Raw genomic sequence first — 18914 nt, 5'->3', positions numbered from 1 at the left:
GGCCACACAGAGCCATGGCAACACAGGAGCCGGAGACAGACGTGGAACAGCAGATGACCGACACCTTCGGGCAGGTCCCGCCGCCGCTGGGCACCATCCCCGAGGACGACGCGGAGAGCGAGTGGCCGTTCTTCGAGAAGTACACCGTGGGCGAGTCGGAGATTCCGCCGAAGTATCGGGAGCTGATGGGACTGGCCGTCGCGGCCAACATCAAGTGTCCCTACTGCGCGCACTTCCACCGCAAGGCCGCGCGGCTACACGGCGCGACAGAGGCCGAACTCGAAGAGACATACGCGCTGTCGAGCCTGACCTCGCGCTACAGCGCGATGCTCCACGCCCAGGAGTACGACCTCGACCAGTTCAGAGTCGAAGTGGCACAGATGGCCGACCACCTCCAGGCACAGGCCGACGACTGATACTGGTCGCTGTAACAAACGGAGATAGTTCGCCACCCCGGGGCGGCGAATATTTTTGCGAACGGACAGCCACCAGTACGAGGGCCGCGAGCGACACCCCTTTATTCCCCTTCTGGCAACTGCGGGTATGCAACCGCCCGAAGCCGGCGTCGTGCTCGTCCGCCACGGCGAACTCGGCGTCAAGAGCGAGCAGGTCCGCCGGAAGATGGAGGGCCGGCTGGCCGAGAACCTGCGGGCGATGCTCGACAGCCGCGGCCTGTCGGCCGACATCGAGCGGCGGCGCAACCGGCTGTTCGTCCACACCGACGACGCGGACGCGGCGGCCGACGCCGCGGCTGACACCTTCGGGGTCGTCTCGGCCTCGCCGGCGGTGACGGTCGAGCCGACGCTAGACGCCATAGAGACGGCGCTCGCGGCGGCCGCCGAGAGCCACCACGACGGCGGCAGCTTCGCCGTCGACGCCACTCGGGCCGGCCCCAGCGACGCCCACCCCTTCGCCAGCACCGACATCGAGTCCGAGGGCGGCGCGGCGGTGTGGGCGGCCATCGAGTCGCTGGGCCACGAGCCGGAGGTCGACCTCGACGACCCGGAGTTCCGGCTGTTCGTCGAGTGTCGACGCGAGGCGGCGTACGTCTTCCTGGAGAAGCGAGCGGGACCGGGCGGGCTACCGCTCGGGACCCAGCGACCGGTGGTCGCACTCATCAGCGGCGGTATCGACTCGCCGGTCGCCGCCTGGAAGCTGATGGCTCGGGGCTGTCCCGTCGTCCCCGTGTACGTCGACCTGGGGGACTACGGCGGTCCGGACCACCGGGCGCGAGCGCGGGCGACCGTCGAGACGCTTGCGGGCTACGCGCCGGGCGAGGCGATGGCGCTGCACGTCGTCGACGCCGGCGCGGTCGTGGCCGACCTCGAAACGGGGATGGGCGACCTGCGGATGCTCGCGCTCCGACGATACATGCTCGCGACGGCCGAGGCGGTCGCCGAGAGCGAGGGGGCCGTCGGCGTCGTGACCGGCGAGGCCATCGGCCAGAAGTCCAGCCAGACGAGCGCGAACCTCGCCGTCACCGACCCGGCGACGAGCCTGCCGGTCCACCGCCCGCTGGTCGCGACGGACAAATCGGAGATTACGCAACTCGCCCGGCACATCGGCACCTTCGAGGACGCCACGGTCGACACCGGCTGTAACCGGGTTGCCCCCGAACTCCCCGAGACGAACGCCGACATCGAGACGGTCCGGGCGGCCGAGCCCGACGACCTGTTCGAACGAGCGCGGGCCTGCGCTGCCGAGCGGTCGGTCGTCCCCATCGAAAGGTAAATTTCCGGGGGGCTGGTGAGTCGTGGTATGGCGCAGGTGTGTCTCGTCGGGAGCGACGACGTGAACCTCCGGTACGAGTTGCTCTCCCGAGAGACCGCGCGGAACGCGCTGGTCACCTACGACCTCCGTGAGCCCTTCGAGAACACGCTGCAGGTCGAGACGGTGAGCCTGGGTGCGGCGGTCGCCCTGCTCAACGACCTCAACTGGTATCTCGTCCGCTTCACCGATGCCGCGTTCGTGAAGGTGCCCTCCATCAGCGAGAGCGAGTGGCTCTCGCGGGAGCTGGCGACCGCAATCAGGGACGACGAGCTAGGGCCCGACGAGACCGGGCGGTTCCTGACGGTGTATGGCGTGGTCGCGGCCGACGACGACGGTGACGAGAATGCGGACGTCGGCACCGACCGGCCGCCGAGGCTCGTAGAGCCGATGCTGTTGACCCGGACGGGCCAGACGATTCCCGACTACGACCTCCGCGAGGTCGACGAGACGCTGGTCGTGCGCGTCACGGAGACGGAGTTCGGAGCGTGAGAAGCGCAGTCGTCTCGGACGTGTCTTCGTGGCGTCCCCACCGGACGCCGCGCCGAGTCACCGGTCAGTCCGTAATTGAATAGAGACCGCCAGAGGCGTCACTGACGAACAACCGGCCACCAACGGCAATCGGCCCGGCTATCCGGCTATCGGAGACGCTGTACTGCCAGTTGGCGTCGCCGGTCGCCGCATCGTACGAGTGGAGTGTCCCGGCTTGGTCCGCGAAGTGTACCGCGCCGTCGACGAGAACCGGCGACGAGACGATACCCGCGTCGACGCTGTCTGACCACACGGCGTCGCCCGTCCCGCTCTCGACGGCGTTGACCATCCCGTCGACGGTGGCGTAGTACACCGTGTCAGCGTCGACCGCCGGTGAGGTCTTGACGCCGGCATCGGGCGTAATCGTCCACTGGCTGGCGCCCGTCTCCGCATCGAGTGCGATGACTCGCGGCGCGTCCCGCCACCCGGTGATATAGACGGTTCCGTCGCGGAGTGTCTGTTTCCCCTTGAAGTCGGCCGGTGTGTGCTCCCAGTTCGAGGAGCCATCTGCGCGGTTCAGGGCGAAGAACGGGTGGTTCTTGTCCCGGGCCTCCATGTAGACGAGGTCCGGGCCCACGGCCGGGGCCGAGAACGTGCCCCAGCCGAGCACGTTCTCCCATTCTTCACTGCCGTCGTCGGCCGAGACGGCGTAGCCGGTCCCCTGGAGATACGTCGAGTCGCTCCCCTTGGTCCCGAAGTAGACGGTCCCATCGGCGACGGTCGGCTGGGCCGTCACGCCGCCCTGGGGGGTGTACGTCCAGCGTTCAGCGCCGGTCGACGCGTCGAGCGCGTACAGGGTGCCGTATCGAGGGCTGTGATGGCCGTCGTCCTGCTTGTGCGTCCCGATGTACACCGTTCCGTCGACGACGGCGGCCGGGGAGCCGACCGGATGTTCGAGGGTGGTTTCCCACGCGATGTCGCCAGTCGCCCTCTCGACGGCCACGACCTGTCCCTCCGTGCCGTCGGTCTGGTCGGTCCCGACGCCGACGAAGAGGTAGCTGTCGTTCGCCACCGGTCGCGTCACGTTCCGGCTCCCGAAGGAGGTTTCCCACTCCAGAGCGGGCTCAGCCGCGATACTGGTCCCGGCGGAACTCGTCCCGGTGTTCCGGCTGTCGAACTGGAACATCGGCCACTCCCCGGCCGTCTGACCGGACGGACTGACCGAGACGGTGACCGACTGTCCGCTGGCGCCGTCGTTGCCGCTGGCGTCGGCGGCAGTGTCCAGCGTGGCCGTGAAGCGCCCGTCCGAGTCCGCCTCGTAGGTCGCCTCGTAGGTGTAGCTCCCGCCGCCGGCCGTCCTGGCAAAGTCGCTCGTCGTCAGAATCACGTCCGCCTCGCCGCTGATTGAGACCTGTATCGTCGCCACCGCCTCGGTGGCATCGAACGACGTTCGGAGGGTCTGGCCGGACGGGTTCGAGAGACTGAACGCAGAGATGGACGGCGGAGTCGTGTCCGGTTCGGGCGTTTCGGTCGGTTCCGGCGTTTCGGTCGGCTCGGGCGTCTCCGTCGGCTCCGGCGTCTCCGTCGGCTCCGGCGTCTCCGTCGGTTCGGGCGTTTCGGTCGGTTCGGGCGTTTCGGTCGGTTCGGGCGTTTCGGTCGGCTCCGGAACTGTCGCCGTCGGTTCGGGCGTCTCGGTCGGCTCCGGAACTGTCGCCGTCAGCGTCGCGCTCTCCGGCGGGGTGAATCGGCCGAGCGTCGAGGGCGTCTCCTTCCCGACGTAGACGAGACGGACCGTCTCACGCAGCCCGACCGATTGCTCCCAGTTGAGGATGTCCGCACCGAGGACGGCCGTCGCGCCCGCACCGAGTTGCTCGTCGGGACCGGTGAGCGTCGACCCCAGCTGGGCCCAGCTGGCTTGCTTGCCGGTAGAGGACCGAATCTGGAGATTGCGAGCCAGGATGGTCGCGCCACCGTCGAACCGAATCTGTAGCTGTTGGCCGTCCGACGCGTACTCGAACGTGAACTTCGCCCCACCGAGGTCGGCGGCCGGTGTCGACTCCTGAGACGACTGCGTCATCGACCGAAGGTCGGTACATCCGGCTAACCCGGTGAAACCCGTCGCGGAAAGTGCCAGTAAGTACTTCCGCCGCGTCGGCTGCTCACCCATACAGGTACGCGTCAACAATCCGTAATAAAGAGTTACATCCAATATCAAGTTCTGATACTCGTCCCGCGAGAACCGAGCGGGTGCCACAGCGGCCCCCCATCGTCACGGCTGGCTGTCAGAGGCACGGCACCGTGACGAGTGGACAGTCCTGTCGAGTGTCAGTCACAGGCGTGGCCACCCGTCGGAACGGACGGCGGCCAGATACATATACCGAGCTTCCGGGAAAATTCCCACATCCTGACGAGCCGCCGAGTCCGGTGGTCGAAACCGCAACAGCCATCAGATAGTGACCGAGTTACTCACAGGATGGTAACGGTGCCGAACGACGCCGACGTCGTCGCGAAGCGGCGGGACGTGCTCGCCGCGCTCTCGACGCCGAAGACGAAGCCCGCGCTCGTCGAGGCGCTCGACGCTTCGCGGTCGACCGTCGACCGGGCCGTGGACGCGCTGCAGGAGCACGATTTCGTCACGCGCCGGGGCAGCGAGTACGTGGCGACCTACGCCGGTCGGGCAGCGGTCGACGCCTACGGACAGTACCTCGACCGGCTCGACGCCCTCGCGGCGGCCCAACCGGTCGTGGCCGAGTTGCCGCCCGACGTGGACATCCCGCCCGCGGTCCTCGACGGTGCAACAGTCACCGAGTCCGTGCCGGAGGCGCCGGAAGCGCCCGTGGAGACGAACGTCCCGATAGTCACCGATGCCAGGCGGTTTCGGGGCACGGGACCGGTGGTCCTCCCGCGGTACATCGACGTGACCGCGTCGCTCGTCGAGTCGGGGACCGAGACGGAACTGGTGCTTACCGAGGCCGTCGTCGACGTGCTCGCCGAGACGTACCCCGAGGGCCTCTCGACGTTCGAAGCAAACGACGGCATCTCGCTGTACGTCACCGACGAGCAGATGCCGTACGCGGTCTGGACGGCCGAGACCCCCGAGGGGACGGTCAGCGGTATCGTCGTCTACAGCGAGAGCGGGATCGTCGGGAACATCAACAACGACACGACGGCGATGAACGAGTGGGCGGCCAGCCAGTACGACCGAATCAGGCGCGAGGCTCGTCCGCTCGATTAGTCGAACATCCCGGTCGACATATACCGCTCGCCGCTGTCCCAGTAGACCGTGACGACGAGCGGGTCGGTCACGCCCGCCTCGAGCAACTCACCGGCCACCTCGCGGGCTGCGAGGCTCGACGCGCCCGAGGACTGGCCGACGAGGATGCCCTCCTCGCGGGCGAGGCGGCGACACTCGGCTTCGGCGTCGTCCAGTTCCACCGTCTTCACGTCGTCGAGCAGGTCGACGTCCAGGTTGTCGCTGACGAAGCCCGGCCCCATCCCCTGGAAGCTGTCCTCGCCGGTGCCCGGCTCCAGCCCCGAGAGGACGGCGTTTTTCGCCGGTTCGACCGCGACGACGCGCAGGTCGGGGAACGCCTCGTGCAGTCGGCGGCCGGTGCCCGTGATGGTGCCGCCGGTGCCGACGCCGGCGACGAGCGCGTCGACGGTCCGGTCCCCGACCTGGTCGAGTATCTCCGGCCCCGTCGTCTCGTAGTGGGCCTGCGGGTTCGCGGGGTTCTCGAACTGGCGCAACTGGACGTGGCCGTCGCGGTCGGTCAACTCGTCGGCGCGGTCCTTGGCGGCGGAGATGTCGCCCTCGACGAGTTCGATGTCGGCGCCGTAGGCTTTCATTATCTGGCGGCGCTCGGGCGACTTCGAGGCCGGCATCACCAGCACCACGTCGTAGCCCTTTCCGGCGCCGACCATCGCCATCCCGATACCCGTGTTGCCGCTGGTCGGTTCGACGAGCGTGTCGCCCGGGCTGATGACACCCTCCCGCTCGGCGCGCTCTATCATGAACCGCGCCGGGCGGTCCTTCGCGGAGCCGCCGGGGTTGAACGACTCGACCTTCGCGGCCACGGTCGCGCCCTCGGGCGCGGCGACCGACACCAGCGGCGAGCCGATGGTCTCGACGATGGAGTCGCTGAGTGACTCGTGCATGGGTCGCGGCTACGCCGTCGCCGGTTAAAACCCCCCGTGGAACCGCCAAGGCCGACGGGGAGTCGCGAGTGTCGGCAGTTCTTTCCGGCAGCGGAGCCAACTGCCGCCCATGAGCGGGACCGTCTCCGAGACCTACGTCGCGGCGATACAGCACGACCTGGCCGACCTCGACGGCGGGGAGACGCTCGTCGGCGTGGTCCGCGAGCCGACCGGCTGGTTCCACGCGGCGGTCGACGAGAACGTCGCCGAACTGGGACCGCCGTCTGCCCTGCTCGAAGAGACGAAACAACGCGCCGAGGACCTCAAGCTACAGGGGCTCTGCGAGGAGGGCGCCCACAACGCCGCCTGGGACGAGACGGAGTTCGAGTCCCGGTATCTGGCCCACCTTGCGGACGCGGCCCCCCGGCGCGCGCTCGACGACCTCACCGACCGCGTCGCCGACGGCGAAGACGTCGTCCTCGTCTGCTTCGAGGGCGAACGCAAGCGCTGTCACCGGACGCTCCTCCGGGACCGGCTCCGTGACCGGGTCGACGGGGGCCGGGAGCCGGGAGCTTCAAGCCGGTCGCCGCGCAACAGGGGGCCATGAGTGAGACAGGTCACCTCGAGACGATGGAACCGAACCCGGTCTGGGTCCAGGACGCCTACGCCGACACGGTCGACCTACTGACCCGATACCGGAACGAACTCGACTACCACATCTGGGGTGGCGACTGGTGCAAGGACTGTCGCGCGCAGTTGCCCGACTTCGGCGCCGCCCTGGAGGCCGCCGAGGTCCCCGAGCGGCGTATCCACCACCACCCGACCGAGAAGGAAGACGACGGCTCGAAGACCGGCCCCGGCGTCGAGGAGTACGGTATCGAGTTCATCCCGACGGTCGTGGTCGAACGCGGCGGGGAGGAAATCGCCCGCTTCGTCGAGGAGGAACGCGTGCCCATCGCCGTCTATCTCGCCGACGAAATCGAATCCGCGCTCTGAGGCCACCGCGTCGTCTCCAGCCACAGCGTCCGAGACGGCCGACAACCAGCGTGACGACGCCGCATACTTTTAGGTCCCCTCGGGGAGGAGTTGTTATATGGCTGAAACTTGGAACGTGCTGGTCCCACGGCAGATAGACCCGTCCGGGCCGGAGTCGATAGCCGACTTCGCGGCGTGTACCGGCATGGACGAGTACGACAGCGTCGACGCCGCGCTCGACGATATCGACCGCTACGACGCCGTCGTCGTCAGGGTCGCCGAACTCGACGCCGCGGTCATCGACCGGGCGGACCGGTTGCGCGTTATCGCCAAACACGGCGCGGGGCTGGACAACGTCGACATCGAGGCGGCCTCGGAGCGGGGCATCGTCGTCTGTAACACGCCCGGCGCGAACTCCCGCTCGGTCGCGGAGCACGCGCTCTCCTTGCTGTTTGCCCTGCGGCGCAACCATCGGGCCGCCGACCAGCACGTCCGGGGCGGCGGCTGGGACCGCGGGGCCTACACCGGCCGGGAACTGACCGGGAACACGCTCGGCCTCTTTGGCTTCGGCGCTATCGCCAGGGAGACCTCCGACCTGGCACACGGCATCGGCCAGGACGTGCTCATGTACGACCCGTACGTCCCCGACGACGACGTGCCGACGCGGGTCGAACGCGTGACCGACTTCCGGGAACTGTTCGCCCGGTCGGACGCGGTGAGCATCCACGCGCCGCTGACGCCCGAAACACGACACGTGGTCTCGACCGACGAACTGACGGCCCTGGGCGAGCGCGGCGTCCTCATCAACACCGCCCGCGGGCCAATCGTCGACGAGGAGGCGTTGCTGGAGGCGCTGGACAGCGGCGCGCTGGGCGGCGCGGGCCTCGACACGTTCGAGGAGGAGCCACCGGCCGAGGACCATCCGCTGTTTGGCCGGGACGACGTCCTCCTGACACCCCACGTCGGTGGCGTCACCGAGGAGGCGCTCGCCCGGATGAGCCAGCGGGCGGCCGCGAACGTCCGGACCGTCTACGAGGGCGGGGTCCCCCCGTCGACGGTGAACCGCGACGCCGTCGAGGACGACGCGGAGTAGCCGACGGCTCCGTCGTGTGCTCGGTCGACGGGGACTACCGACGGCGCCTACCAGTCGAGGACCCGTTCGTCCACCCACACGACTAGCAGCGCCACCGCACCGGCCAGCATGCCGTACGCGGCGAAGATGTTCCCGAGAGGGCGCTCGCCGACCTGCGTGAGAAGCCCGACACCAGTGACTACCACTACGATGAGGGCGGATGCGAGTCGGGCCTTCCGAAACCAGTACGTTGGGTCGGTGTCCGCGGGCCGCGGGTGTCAGCTATCGGGTAGACGGACGCGACGCGACCGTACTCACCGGTCCTCGACGCTTTCGGCTCGCCAATGGGCGAACGCGTCGAGTGTATCGCTCTCGTCGAACCGTTCGATACACGGGACCTCGTGGGGGTGGAGTTCGAGGGCACGGTCCCGGAGGTCGGCGTACCGCTCCTCGGTCGTCTTCACCAGCAGTATCGTCTCCTCGTCGGTGTGAACCTCGCCCTCCCAGCGGTAGACGGAGTCACAGGGGACGCGGTTGACACAGGCGGCCAGTCGCTCGTCGACGAGCGCGCGGGCGATTTTCGGGGCCGCGTCCGGTGGTGCCGTGATGTAGACGGTCGGCATGTGTGGGCCGACGGCAGCGAGCGCAATCAGCGTGCTGCTCGGTGTCGATACCCTCGTCGAGGCCGGACCTGACGACGGAACGTCCGCCGGGCACCAACCAGGAGTTCCGGAGGTAGCGGGCACCGTCGTCGCCTGGCAGACAGCGGACGGTTTTTCCGACTCCGTCTCCCTGTCGAGACGGCCGCGAGTGACACTCTCTCGACACTACGTCGGGGAACTATCTTATACAATGATACGCAAGTACCGCCAGTATGGCTACCGATATTCACGTTCTTCATGTCGACGACGACCCGGATCTGGCTGCGGTGACTGCCGAGTTTCTCGAGCGCGACGACCGCTTCACTGTCGAGACTGCCCTCACTGCCGCCGAGGGGCTAGAGTGTCTGACCCAGGCGGTCGACGGCGTCATCTCCGATTACGATATGCCCGGGATGAACGGCCTCGAGTTCCTCGAGGCCGTCCGCGAGACATATCCCGACCTCCCCTTTCTCCTCTTTACTGGCAAAGGGAGCGAGGAGGTCGCGAGTGAGGCCCTCACCCTCGGAGCGACCGACTATCTCCAGAAAGCGGCTGGCACAGACCAGTACGAACTCCTCGCGAACCGGGTCAGTCGAGCGGTGGGGCAGTTTCGCGCGGAACGGGAACTGGAACGGAAAAACGAACTGCTGGAGAAGACACAGGACCTCGCCGACGTCGGAGCCTGGGAGTACGACCCACAGGAGGAGGCGGCGTACTTCACGGACCATGTGTACGAGATCTACGGCGTCGACCGGAGCCACGACCCGGAGCCGGAGTCGGATATCCGGCAGTTCTACCATCCCGCGGATCAAGCGACGGTTCGGACGGCCGTGGCGCGAGCGCTGGAGGACGGCGAGCCCTACGACATCGAGGTCCGCATCACTGCCGCCGACGGCACCGAGAAGTGGGTCCGAACGCGCGCCGACCCGCAGTTCGAGGACGGCGCCTGCCAGCGCGTCCGCGGGACGATTCGGGATATCACCGAGCGCAAGGAGCGCGAGCGCGAACGCGAGCGCCAGAACGGCCGACTCGACGAGTTCGTCACGGTGGTCAGTCACGACCTCCGGAACCCGCTGCGGACGCTGTCCGCGTCGCTGGACCTGCTCGAGACGGACGCCGACTCCCTCGAGCGGTGTCACCGGGCGGTCGCTCGCATGGAGCGTCTGATCGACGACCTCGTGCGCCTGGCACGACACGGCGAGACGGAGTTAGCGCCGGCTCCGGCCCACCTTCCGGCCCTCGCGCGGGAGTGCGCACGGACGACCGGGCTGTCCGACGAGGCGCTCTCGGTCACCACGGACGCGACCGTCGTCGCCGACGAAGCGCGGCTCAGACACCTGTTCGAGAACCTCTTCGCGAACAGTATCGAACACGGCTCGCCAGCCCCCGACTCGCAGGCCTCAGAGAGCGCACCCGACCGCGACGGGCAGCCGGTCTCGCTCACGCTCGGGCGCCTCGACGACGGCTTCTACGTCGCCGACGACGGGTCGGGCATCCCGACGGCCGACCGCGACCGGGTCTTTCGGGTCGGCTACTCGACGGGCGAGGAGGGCACCGGCTTCGGGTTGAACATCGTCAGGCAGGTCGTCGAGGCACACGGCTGGGAGATCCGAGTGACAGAGAGCGACGGGGGCGGAGCCCGCTTCGATATCACCGGTGTCGAGTTCGCCGACAACTCAGCGCGGGCAAGTGGCAGTGCTGGCGGGTAGTGACACTGCTGAGAACGGCGACCCCGCCTCGCTGGCGTGTCAGACTGTTCGAACGGCCGGAACTCGCCAGCGACGACGATACCACTCGGGCAGCGCCAGAGGGTCGTCGCGGGGGCAAAGTACACCATGCTGGGCGACAGAAACTTGGCTACTAATGCCCGAAATCACCGTCACCGAGTCACAGCGTGAGCGCCTGGCGGCCATCGAAGGGGAACTCGACGCGGCCTACATCGACACCTACGGCTGCATACGGACGAAAGATGTCGTCCAGTATCTCCTCGACACGTACACCCCGCCGGAAGAGCGGGGCGCCGACGCCGCGTACGACCGGCTGGCGACGGCCGATTTCCAGGCCCTCCAGGCTGTCGCTGCCGACGTCGAGGGCGTCCCCGGCAGCGGCATCGACGCGGAGACCATGCGGGGGGAACTGCTCTCGGCGCTGGGCGCCGCGGAGTTCGCGGCGCGACTCGCCGACGCCGACGACGATGTGGCCCAAGCGCCCGCGGACGCGGGCGAGACGACTCCCGACGGCGACGCGGCGGGCGAGAGCGACGCGGACGACGCGTCGGCAGATGACGACGACACCGAGAGCGACGCGGACGACGACGCCAGCGACGAGACGGGAAGCCAGTCCGGGTCGACGCCGGGCGGCGACGGGCCGGGCGCGATTCTCTCGGCGGCCAATCAGCTGTTAGACGACCACGACGACAAGTGGCGCGACGGCGGCTCCGACGAGCCATACGAGGTCGACCTGCCCGACGGGACGACGAAGAAGGTCCGGACCAAGGACGACATCAGAGGGCTGCTGTTCAAACACTACTGAGGGGCGCGACGGGCCGCGGATTTAGTTCTCGCCCCAGTCCAGCGCCGCCCCGAGGTCGTGCCGGGGCGGCGAGCAGGCGAAGTTCCGGCAGGCGTACACCGTCGGCTCGCCGTCGGCGGCGTCCCGCCCGGCCCAGATGGGCGGCGCCTCGGCGAGGTCCAGCGTCTCCAGCCACGAGTCGAACGTCGCGTCGTCGGCCGGTCGGGGGGCCAGCAGGCGGCGCGGGACGTACCGGTCGGCGAGCGTCTCGGTCCACTCGGCGGGCGGGTCCGCTGGGTCACAGACGAGCGTGAGTTCGAGCGACCCCTGCTCGTAGGTGTCCGTCGCCAGCGTGAGCGAGGCGTGTTGCAGCGGGTTCGCCGAGGTCCGGTCGGCGTGGCTCCGAATCGCCTGTTCGGCCACCTCGGCGAAGCGGTCGTCGCCGCTGAAGTGAGCCAGTTCGAGCAGCAGCGACACCGCGACGCCGGTGCTGGAGGGCGTCGACTGGTCGGTCAGCTCCTGGGGCCGGGCGACCAGCGACTCGCCGCCGGTCGGGGTGAAATACAGCGTCTCCTCGGTCTCGTCCCAGAACGCCTCGACGATAGCGGCCGCGAGGTCCAGCGCGAAATCGAGGTAGTCGACCTCGCCCGTCGCCTGATAGCAGTCGAAGGCGCCCCGCCCGAGGAAGGCGTAGTCCTCCAGGTAGCCGTCGATGGCCACGTCGCCGTCCTTGTAGCGCCGTGAGAGGCGCTGTTCGCTCTCGTCCCAGAGCTGTTCGCGGACGAAGCCCAGCGCGTCTGCGGCCACGTCGGCGTAGGCGTCGTCGAGCACGATTGCCCCCTCGGCGAGGGCGGATATCATCAGCCCGTTCCAGCCGGCCAGAATCTTCTCGTCGCGGGCGGGCCGCGGGCGGTCCGCGCGGGCCTGGAAGGCCTCGGTGAGCGCGGTCTGGAGCGTCTCGGTCAGTTCCGCCTCGCTCGTCTCGTACTCCTCGGCGAGCACGTCGACGGGCTTGCGCACGCCAAGCACCGTCGCGCCCTCGAAGTTGCCCCGCTCGCTGACGCCGAAGTACTCACAGAAGATATCGGCCGCTTGCTCGTCGCTCACGGCGTCGTGGACCTGCTCGGGCGTCCAGACGTAGAAGGCGCCCTCCTCGGTGTCGGCCTCTGCGTCGCTCCCAGGTGGTCGACTGACGGCGTCTAACGTACTGAAGAAGCCGCCATCCTCGTGCTGGAGTTCCCGCTGGACGAACTCGAACGTCTCTCTGACCACCGAGGCGTACCGCTCCGACCCGATGGCCTGATAGCCCGCGAGGAACGCCCGCGGGATTTCGGCGTTGTCGTACAGCATCTTCTCGAAGTGAGGGACCGCCCACTGCATGTCCGTCGAGTAGCGGTGGAAGCCGCCGCCGACGTGGTCGTACAGCCCCCGGTCGGCCATCGCGTTCAGCGTCTGCTCGACGACGGTGAGGTAGTCGTCGTCGGGCTGTGAGTCGCCCTGTGGGCCGGCGAGACCGGCGCCACTCGGGGACTGTCCATCGGCGTGTGCGCGAAGCAGCGCGTGGATGCGTCCGGTCTGGGGGAACTTCGGCCCGCCGGAGCCCCAGCCGCCGTGGTCGCGGTCGGCACCCCGGTGGGCGATGGTCGCCGCCGTCCCGACGATGTTCTCGTCCGGGTCGCCCGGTTCGCCGACGTCCTCCAGGTCGCTCTCGATGGCGTCGGTCCACTGCTGGGCGCGATTCTCCATCTCCGTGCGCTGTTCGGGGTCCGACCAGGAGTCCGCGAGCCGTTCTATGAGCTGCGAGAAGCCGGGGCGGCCCTGCTTCTCCTCGGGCGGGAAGTACGTCCCGACGTAGAAGGGCTTGCCCTCGGGCGTGAGCCACGCGGAGAGGGGCCACCCGCCGCCGCCGGTCACCTGCTGGCAGATGCTCATGTAGACCGAATCGAGGTCGGGCCGCTCCTCGCGGTCGACCTTGATAGGGACGAAGTTCTCGTTCAGCAGTTCGGCGACGGCCTCGTCCTCGAAGCTCTCTTCCTCCATGACGTGACACCAGTGGCAGGCGGCGTAGCCGATAGAGAGGAAGATGGGCATCTCGCGTTCCCTGGCCGCTTCGAGGGCCTGCTCGTCCCAGGGCTGCCAGTTGACGGGGTTGTCGGCGTGCTGGCGGAGATAGGGGCTCTCGGCCTCGTCGAGTCGGTTCCGCTCTGTGGGCTCGGCGCTGTCGCTCATGTCTACGCTTCGGTGGGCCGGCCTCAAAAGGGGGTCGGACGCGAGTACCACCGCTGGGGCGGCCCAGACGCGACACTCCGGAGATACCCCACCGGAACGCATTTCTCGGTTGTCATGTAATCCATATGTATATGCCGCGACTCACCGAGAGCGACCGTCAGCAGTTGCGTGCGGAGTTCGACCGCCAGCTAGACGTCGGCCTCCACCACGGCGCCCAGTTGGCCGTCTACGTCGACGGCGAGCGCGTCGTCGACTTCGCCGGCGGGACGACCGGGCCGGACGGGGGCGAGACCACGCCGGAGACACGTCACCTCGTCTTCTCGTGTACGAAACCCTACGCGGGCGTGGGACTGCACCAGCTCGTCGAGGACGGGAAGGCCGACTACGACGACCCAGTCGTCGACCACTGGCCCGAGTTCGCCGATGCGGGCACGCAGAAGGCCGACATCACCGTCCGGCAGGTACTCAGCCACACCGCCGGTATCCCGTACGGCGAGTTCGACGACGCGGCCGAGCAGTGGGGCGACTGGGACGCCGTCGTCCAGGCCATGGAGGACATCGAACCGGTGTTCGAGCCCGGCGAGCAGCCGGCGTATCACACGTTCAACTACGGCTGGGTCGTGGGTGAACTCGTCCACCGCCTCAGCGGCCAGCACGTCGACGAATACGTCGCCGAGAACGTCTTCGAGCCGCTCGGGATGGACCAGTCGTCTATCGGGCTCGGACCGGACGAACCGGACGACGTGGCCACGCTCTCCGGCTTCGAGATGTTCGACCGCTGCCGCGACCCGGGCGAGGGGCTCGGGATTCCGGCCGCCGAGTCCGCGGCGGCGTTCAACGACGACGCCGTCCGGCGGGCCGTCATCCCGGCGGCGAACGGCATCGGGACGGCCCGCGACATGGCGCGGTTCTACGCCTGCATAGCCAACGGCGGCGAACTCGACGGGACGCGCCTGCTCGAACAAGAGACGGTCGACGTGGCGACCGAAACCCACGCGGAGACTGACTCGGACGGCACCCTCTCCCGGCCCGCCCGGTACGGCCTCGGCTTCTGGACCGGCGGCCTGGCAAACGACATGTTCGGCTCGTTCAGCCGGGAGCGGATGTTCGGTCACGCCGGGCTCGGGAGCATCTTCGGCTGGGGCGACCCGGACCTGAACGTCGGGTTCGCCTACGTCACCAACGGCATCCGCGAGGAGTCCTGGGAACACGCGGCCCGCGTCGCCGGCATGTCCGACGCCGTCCGGCTGGCGTTGCTGGAGTAGCCCGCAGACGCCGCCGACGGCGGCGTCCACCGGGGAAAGACAATACTTACGTCGAAGCCAGCCAGGGCATGAGGTATGACAGAGACAGTGCTGCTCGTGGGTGGCGGCGGCCGCGAACACGCCGTCGCGCGCGCACTCGCAGACTCCGACGCCGAACTCTACGCCTGTGCGGGCAACCGCAACCCCGGTATCGTCGACATCGCCGTCGGGTTCGAGACGCTGGACACGACGAACCCCCAGGCCGTCACCGAGTACGCCGAAGCAGTGGGCGCGACACTGGCCGTCGTCGGTCCGGAGGCGCCCCTCGCGGCCGGCGTGGCCGACGCGTTAGACGAGGCCGGCGTCTACGCCTTCGGCCCGCAGGCCGAGGAGGCCCGCATCGAGACGGACAAGGCCTTCCAGCGCCGGTTCATGGCCGAACACGACATCCCCGGCTGTCCGGACTTCGAGACGTTCGACGACATGGAAGCGGCGTGTGAGTACATCGACGAGTACGACGGCGACCTGGCGGTCAAGCCCGCCGGTCTGACCGGTGGGAAAGGCGTCCGCGTCATCGGTGACCAGTGTACCGCCGAGGAGGCCAAGGCGTACCTCCGTGACGCCGACTACGACCGCGTCGTCCTCGAAGAACGGCTCGTCGGCGAGGAGTTCACCGTCCAGGCGTTCGTCGCGAACGGCCAGCTACGGGTCACGCCCGCGGTACAGGACCACAAGCGCGCCTACGAGGGCGACGAGGGCCCCAACACCGGCGGCATGGGCAGCTACTCCGACGCCAGCCTCGAACTCCCCTTCATGACCGAGGCGGACTACGACGCCGCCGTCGACGTGCTGCGAGCGACCGTGGACGCCCTGGAAGGGTACAAGGGCGTGCTGTACGGCCAGTTCATGCTGACCGAGACCGGTCCCCGGGTGGTGGAGTTCAACGCTCGCTTCGGCGACCCCGAGGCGATGAACACTCTGCCGGTGTTGAACACCGACTTCCTCGACGTGCTCGTCGCCGCCCGCGAGGAGCGGGCGATTCCCCAGCTCTCTTTCCAGCCCAAGGCGACGGTCTGTAAGTACGCCGTCCCCGACGGCTACCCGACCGACCCCGAGGCCGGCGCGAAGGTGACCATCGACGCCGAGAACGCGGGCGACGCCCTGCTGTTCTACGCCTCCGTCGACGACCGCGAGGACGGCATCTACACGACGACCTCCCGCTCCTACGCCGTCGTCGGCATCGCCGACACCGTCACCGAGGCCGAGGCCATCGCCGAGGGCGCCCTGGAACGCGCCGGTACCGAGGGCCTGCGGGTCCGCCACGACATCGGCAAGCCCGACCTCGTCAAGCAGCGCATCGACCACATGGACGAGATTCGGGACTAGGTGCGGTATTTTTCTTCGGTAGAGTGGCTGCTGAGAGCCTCACTGCGAGTGAGAGGCATTTCGACAGCCAGAAAGCCCCCGAGCGTTGCACGAACCCCGGCGATGCAAGCACCGCAGGAACGAGCGCAGCGAGTGACGAGACGCGCAGCGAGCCGCGGGAGTGCAACGGAGGGGCTTTCTGGCTGTTCGCGAATCCGCTGGCGTCCCCGTTCACGACTTCGTGCTCGAAAGCTAGCGGGGTGTTCAAGACAGTCGCCGTTCTACCGGCGGGCGTGAGCGACGCGACAGAGCCGGACGAGACGCACGGAGAGACCGACACGGAGCCGCGACACGACCGACTCCATCGCGTCGCGACGCCGGGGCCGCGCAACTCGCTTTACCCGTGGCCCGACGCCAAACACCCGCTGCGGGTGATGCTCAACTACGCTGTCGTGCTGGTCTGTCGGGTGTCGCCGAGCCTCCCGCTGAAGAACTGGCTCCTGCGTCGCCTCGGGACGACCGTCGGCGAGGGGGTCGCGTGGGGGCTCGAATCGACGCCGGACGTGTTCTGGCCGGAGCTTATCACCGTCGAGGACGACGCGATAATCGGCTACGACGCGACGCTGCTCTGTCACGAGTTCCTGCAAGACGAGTACCGCACCGGTGAGGTGGTCGTCGGCGAGCGGGCGATGATAGGCGCGGGGGCTATCGTCCTGCCGGGCGTCGAAATCGGCGCCGACGCGCAGGTGGCGGCGAACTCGCTGGTCGTCGAGGACGTGTCCCCCGGCGAGACGGTGGCGGGTGTTCCGGCGGAACCGCTGGGCGATGACACGGGCGCCGACGAGGAGTGAGCCGCTGCGAGCGGACGGCTACCGACGAGTGTCTCAGTCCCGGACGCGGACGATACCCTCTTGCATCACTTTCCGGTTCGGGATGATGTACTCCTGGCCGTCGCTCTCGACGCGGGTGACGAACATATCGACTTCCTGGACGATGCCGCGCTGGTCGCCGATGACGACCTCGTCGCCGATGCTGTAGGGTTCTGTCAGGAGCAAGTAGAGACCGGCGGCGGCGGCGGCGAGCAGGTCCTTCAGCGCGAGTCCGGTGAGAAAGACCAGGCCGAAGGCGTAGGCGGCGAGCAGGATGAGCAGCGCCATCGTCGCCACGCCCAACTGTCCGAGCGCGACGAGGACCGCCAGAGAGAAGATGCTGTACTTGACGAGTTCGGGGATAACGCCCGCCTCGGGCAGCTTGACGCTCCGCAACCGCTCGGAGACGACCAGCTTCGCCTTGTCGCCGGCGATGAGGCCGATGATGATGGCGAAGACCGCGATGAACAGATTTGGAAGGAAGGCGGTAAAGCGGGTCCAGTACGCCTCCGGCTGGACGAGCTGGGCGATGTTCAGAGCGACCGTGATGGCGATGATGTAGACGAACAGCGCCGCCAGATTCGAGACGATACCCACCGTCGACGTGCCCAGACTGCGAGCGGTCCGCTCGAAGGGGGTGCCCTCGACGGTCTCGGGGACGCCGATCTCCTCCATGAACTGCCGGGCGGCCCGCCAGACGATAAAGCCGGCAAGCAAGCCGATGCCGAGGACGATGAGGGAGACGACGAACGTCCCCTGCGGGGAGAACAGCGTCCGAATGACCTCCGGCCAGTCCGATATCGACTGCATCGTCAGTACTCCTCGGGGTCGATCTCCATGACGAGTTCACCGCCCTTGAACGCGCGGACGAGCCCGTCGCTCTCCGAGAGGACGATTGCCGTCGCGTTCGTGTCGCGGGTGATGGCCCCACCGGCCATGTGCCGGGCGCCCAGCCCCTTCGGGATGTCGACGCCCTCGGCGGAGGGTTCGAGATAGCGGTAGGCCGAGACGATTTTGCCGGCGTCGGAGATGACAAAGGCGCCGTCGAGCCGGGAGAACTCCTTTAACATCACGTTGACGATGGGGTCGCCGACGTGGACGTGGGACTTCTCGAAGGGGTTGTACGAGAGCGGGCGGGACTTGTTCATCACCTTGCCGGCGTCGCCGACGACGAACAGCGCGCCGACGGGTTTGCCCTTCTGGCCCTTCTTGCCGAGTTCGACGGCCACCTCGAAGACGTCCCGGACGACGCCGGGTTCGGCCCGCGAGTTGACGAACAGGTCGTAGACGCCGGAAGGGGAGAACTCGTTGGTCTGGATGCGGGCCACGGTGTTTGCCGTCCCGTTCATGAAGTCCGAGACACAGACTACCTCGTCACCCTCCTCGATGAGTTCCTGGTCGAGGGCGCCCTCGATACCGAACCGGATGCGGCCCTCCAGGTCGGTGAAGTCGATGGGGAGTTCGACGAACTCGTCGGCGTCGACAGTGTTCTCGGGTCCGACCACGACCACGGTGCCGTCGGCCTCCCCGAGCGCCTCGAAGTTGCTCATGCTCGGCGAGAAGAGGAAGACGGCGTCGGTATCTGCGACCAGCCCCTCGAACAGGTCGCGCAACTCGTTCATTGTCCCTATTGCGA

The 18914-nt window shown here is 68.1% G+C and carries 19 protein-coding genes; 12 read left to right on the top strand and 7 right to left on the bottom strand.

Going from position 1 to position 18914, the window contains the following annotated elements:
- Positions 1 to 14 precede the first annotated feature (14 nt).
- The 3 genes from NDI86_RS04825 (at position 15) to NDI86_RS04815 (ending at position 2259) form a co-directional block, all read left to right on the top strand.
- A complete protein-coding gene (locus tag NDI86_RS04825) occupies positions 15 to 416 on the top strand; it encodes a carboxymuconolactone decarboxylase family protein (protein ID WP_310899267.1) in 402 nt (133 codons plus the stop codon).
- Between the two features lie 127 nt (positions 417 to 543).
- A complete protein-coding gene (locus NDI86_RS04820) occupies positions 544 to 1731 on the top strand; it encodes a tRNA sulfurtransferase (protein WP_310899266.1) in 1188 nt (395 codons plus the stop codon).
- A gap of 27 nt (positions 1732 to 1758) precedes the next feature.
- On the top strand, positions 1759 to 2259 hold the full coding sequence (locus tag NDI86_RS04815) for a DUF5804 family protein (protein WP_310899265.1): 501 nt from the start codon (positions 1759 to 1761) through the stop codon (positions 2257 to 2259).
- Between the two features lie 64 nt (positions 2260 to 2323).
- On the opposite strand, the gene NDI86_RS04810 is transcribed toward NDI86_RS04815, so the two are convergent.
- A complete protein-coding gene (locus NDI86_RS04810; protein WP_310899264.1) occupies positions 2324 to 4315 on the bottom strand; it encodes an outer membrane protein assembly factor BamB family protein in 1992 nt (663 codons plus the stop codon).
- Between the two features lie 396 nt (positions 4316 to 4711).
- On the opposite strand from NDI86_RS04810, the gene NDI86_RS04805 reads away from it, so the two are divergent.
- Positions 4712 to 5473: a helix-turn-helix transcriptional regulator gene (locus tag NDI86_RS04805; RefSeq protein ID WP_310899263.1), complete on the top strand. Its 762-nt coding sequence runs from the start codon at positions 4712 to 4714 to the stop codon at positions 5471 to 5473.
- Here NDI86_RS04805 and NDI86_RS04800 read toward each other — a convergent pair.
- Positions 5470 to 6393, bottom strand: a complete 924-nt coding sequence (locus NDI86_RS04800; protein ID WP_310899262.1) for a PLP-dependent cysteine synthase family protein — start codon at positions 6391 to 6393, stop codon at positions 5470 to 5472. The two genes, NDI86_RS04805 and NDI86_RS04800, sit on opposite strands and share 4 nt — an antisense overlap.
- Positions 6394 to 6502: 109 nt before the next feature.
- On the opposite strand from NDI86_RS04800, the gene NDI86_RS04795 reads away from it, so the two are divergent.
- The 3 genes from NDI86_RS04795 (at position 6503) to NDI86_RS04785 (ending at position 8440) form a co-directional block, all read left to right on the top strand.
- Complete coding sequence (locus NDI86_RS04795; RefSeq protein ID WP_310899261.1) at positions 6503 to 6979, top strand: DUF488 family protein, N3 subclade; 477 nt, start codon at positions 6503 to 6505, stop codon at positions 6977 to 6979.
- A complete protein-coding gene (locus NDI86_RS04790) occupies positions 6976 to 7368 on the top strand; it encodes a thioredoxin domain-containing protein (RefSeq protein WP_310899260.1) in 393 nt (130 codons plus the stop codon). The genes NDI86_RS04795 and NDI86_RS04790 overlap by 4 nt, the downstream gene beginning before the upstream one ends.
- Positions 7369 to 7465: 97 nt before the next feature.
- The gene (locus NDI86_RS04785) at positions 7466 to 8440 is read left to right on the top strand and encodes a hydroxyacid dehydrogenase (protein WP_310899259.1); all 975 of its coding nucleotides are present in this window, start codon (positions 7466 to 7468) and stop codon (positions 8438 to 8440) included.
- Positions 8441 to 8487: 47 nt separating this feature from the next.
- Here NDI86_RS04785 and NDI86_RS04780 read toward each other — a convergent pair whose 3' ends face one another.
- Together NDI86_RS04780 and cutA are read right to left on the bottom strand one after the other, a co-directional pair.
- Entirely contained in the window at positions 8488 to 8625 is a 138-nt protein-coding gene (locus NDI86_RS04780; RefSeq protein WP_310899258.1) for a hypothetical protein, read from the bottom strand.
- 108 nt (positions 8626 to 8733) lie between these two features.
- Positions 8734 to 9042: a divalent-cation tolerance protein CutA gene (cutA, locus tag NDI86_RS04775; protein ID WP_310899257.1), complete on the bottom strand. Its 309-nt coding sequence runs from the start codon at positions 9040 to 9042 to the stop codon at positions 8734 to 8736.
- 251 nt (positions 9043 to 9293) lie between these two features.
- Between cutA and NDI86_RS04770 the strand changes: the two genes are divergently transcribed.
- Positions 9294 to 10769, top strand: a complete 1476-nt coding sequence (locus NDI86_RS04770) for a sensor histidine kinase (RefSeq protein ID WP_310899256.1) — start codon at positions 9294 to 9296, stop codon at positions 10767 to 10769.
- Positions 10770 to 10923: 154 nt separating this feature from the next.
- Positions 10924 to 11592 (top strand): hypothetical protein, encoded by a 669-nt coding sequence (locus tag NDI86_RS04765; protein ID WP_310899255.1) that lies wholly within the window; start codon positions 10924 to 10926, stop codon positions 11590 to 11592.
- Positions 11593 to 11613: 21 nt separating this feature from the next.
- Here the strand turns inward: NDI86_RS04765 and NDI86_RS04760 are convergent, their stop codons facing one another.
- Positions 11614 to 13800, bottom strand: coding sequence for a thioredoxin domain-containing protein (locus NDI86_RS04760; RefSeq protein ID WP_310899254.1), 2187 nt, complete (start codon positions 13798 to 13800; stop codon positions 11614 to 11616).
- Between the two features lie 131 nt (positions 13801 to 13931).
- On the opposite strand from NDI86_RS04760, the gene NDI86_RS04755 reads away from it, so the two are divergent.
- From NDI86_RS04755 to NDI86_RS04745, 3 genes are all read left to right on the top strand, one after another.
- A complete protein-coding gene (locus NDI86_RS04755; protein ID WP_310899253.1) occupies positions 13932 to 15065 on the top strand; it encodes a serine hydrolase domain-containing protein in 1134 nt (377 codons plus the stop codon).
- 75 nt (positions 15066 to 15140) lie between these two features.
- Positions 15141 to 16430, top strand: a complete 1290-nt coding sequence (gene purD, locus NDI86_RS04750; protein ID WP_310899252.1) for a phosphoribosylamine--glycine ligase — start codon at positions 15141 to 15143, stop codon at positions 16428 to 16430.
- A 272-nt stretch (positions 16431 to 16702) separates the two neighbouring features.
- Positions 16703 to 17260 (top strand): acyltransferase, encoded by a 558-nt coding sequence (locus NDI86_RS04745; protein ID WP_310899251.1) that lies wholly within the window; start codon positions 16703 to 16705, stop codon positions 17258 to 17260.
- A gap of 33 nt (positions 17261 to 17293) precedes the next feature.
- On the opposite strand, the gene NDI86_RS04740 is transcribed toward NDI86_RS04745, so the two are convergent.
- Positions 17294 to 18088, bottom strand: a complete 795-nt coding sequence (locus tag NDI86_RS04740) for a mechanosensitive ion channel domain-containing protein (RefSeq protein ID WP_310899250.1) — start codon at positions 18086 to 18088, stop codon at positions 17294 to 17296.
- Between the two features lie 2 nt (positions 18089 to 18090).
- Entirely contained in the window at positions 18091 to 18900 is an 810-nt protein-coding gene (dacZ, locus tag NDI86_RS04735) for a diadenylate cyclase DacZ (RefSeq protein WP_310899249.1), read from the bottom strand.
- Positions 18901 to 18914: the final 14 nt, after the last annotated feature.

Source organism: Haloarcula onubensis, from assembly GCF_031624605.1.
Lineage (GTDB): Archaea > Halobacteriota > Halobacteria > Halobacteriales > Haloarculaceae > Haloarcula > Haloarcula onubensis.
The sequence above is the reverse complement of the archived record's forward strand: the minus strand, read 5'-3'. Positions and strand labels throughout refer to the sequence as shown.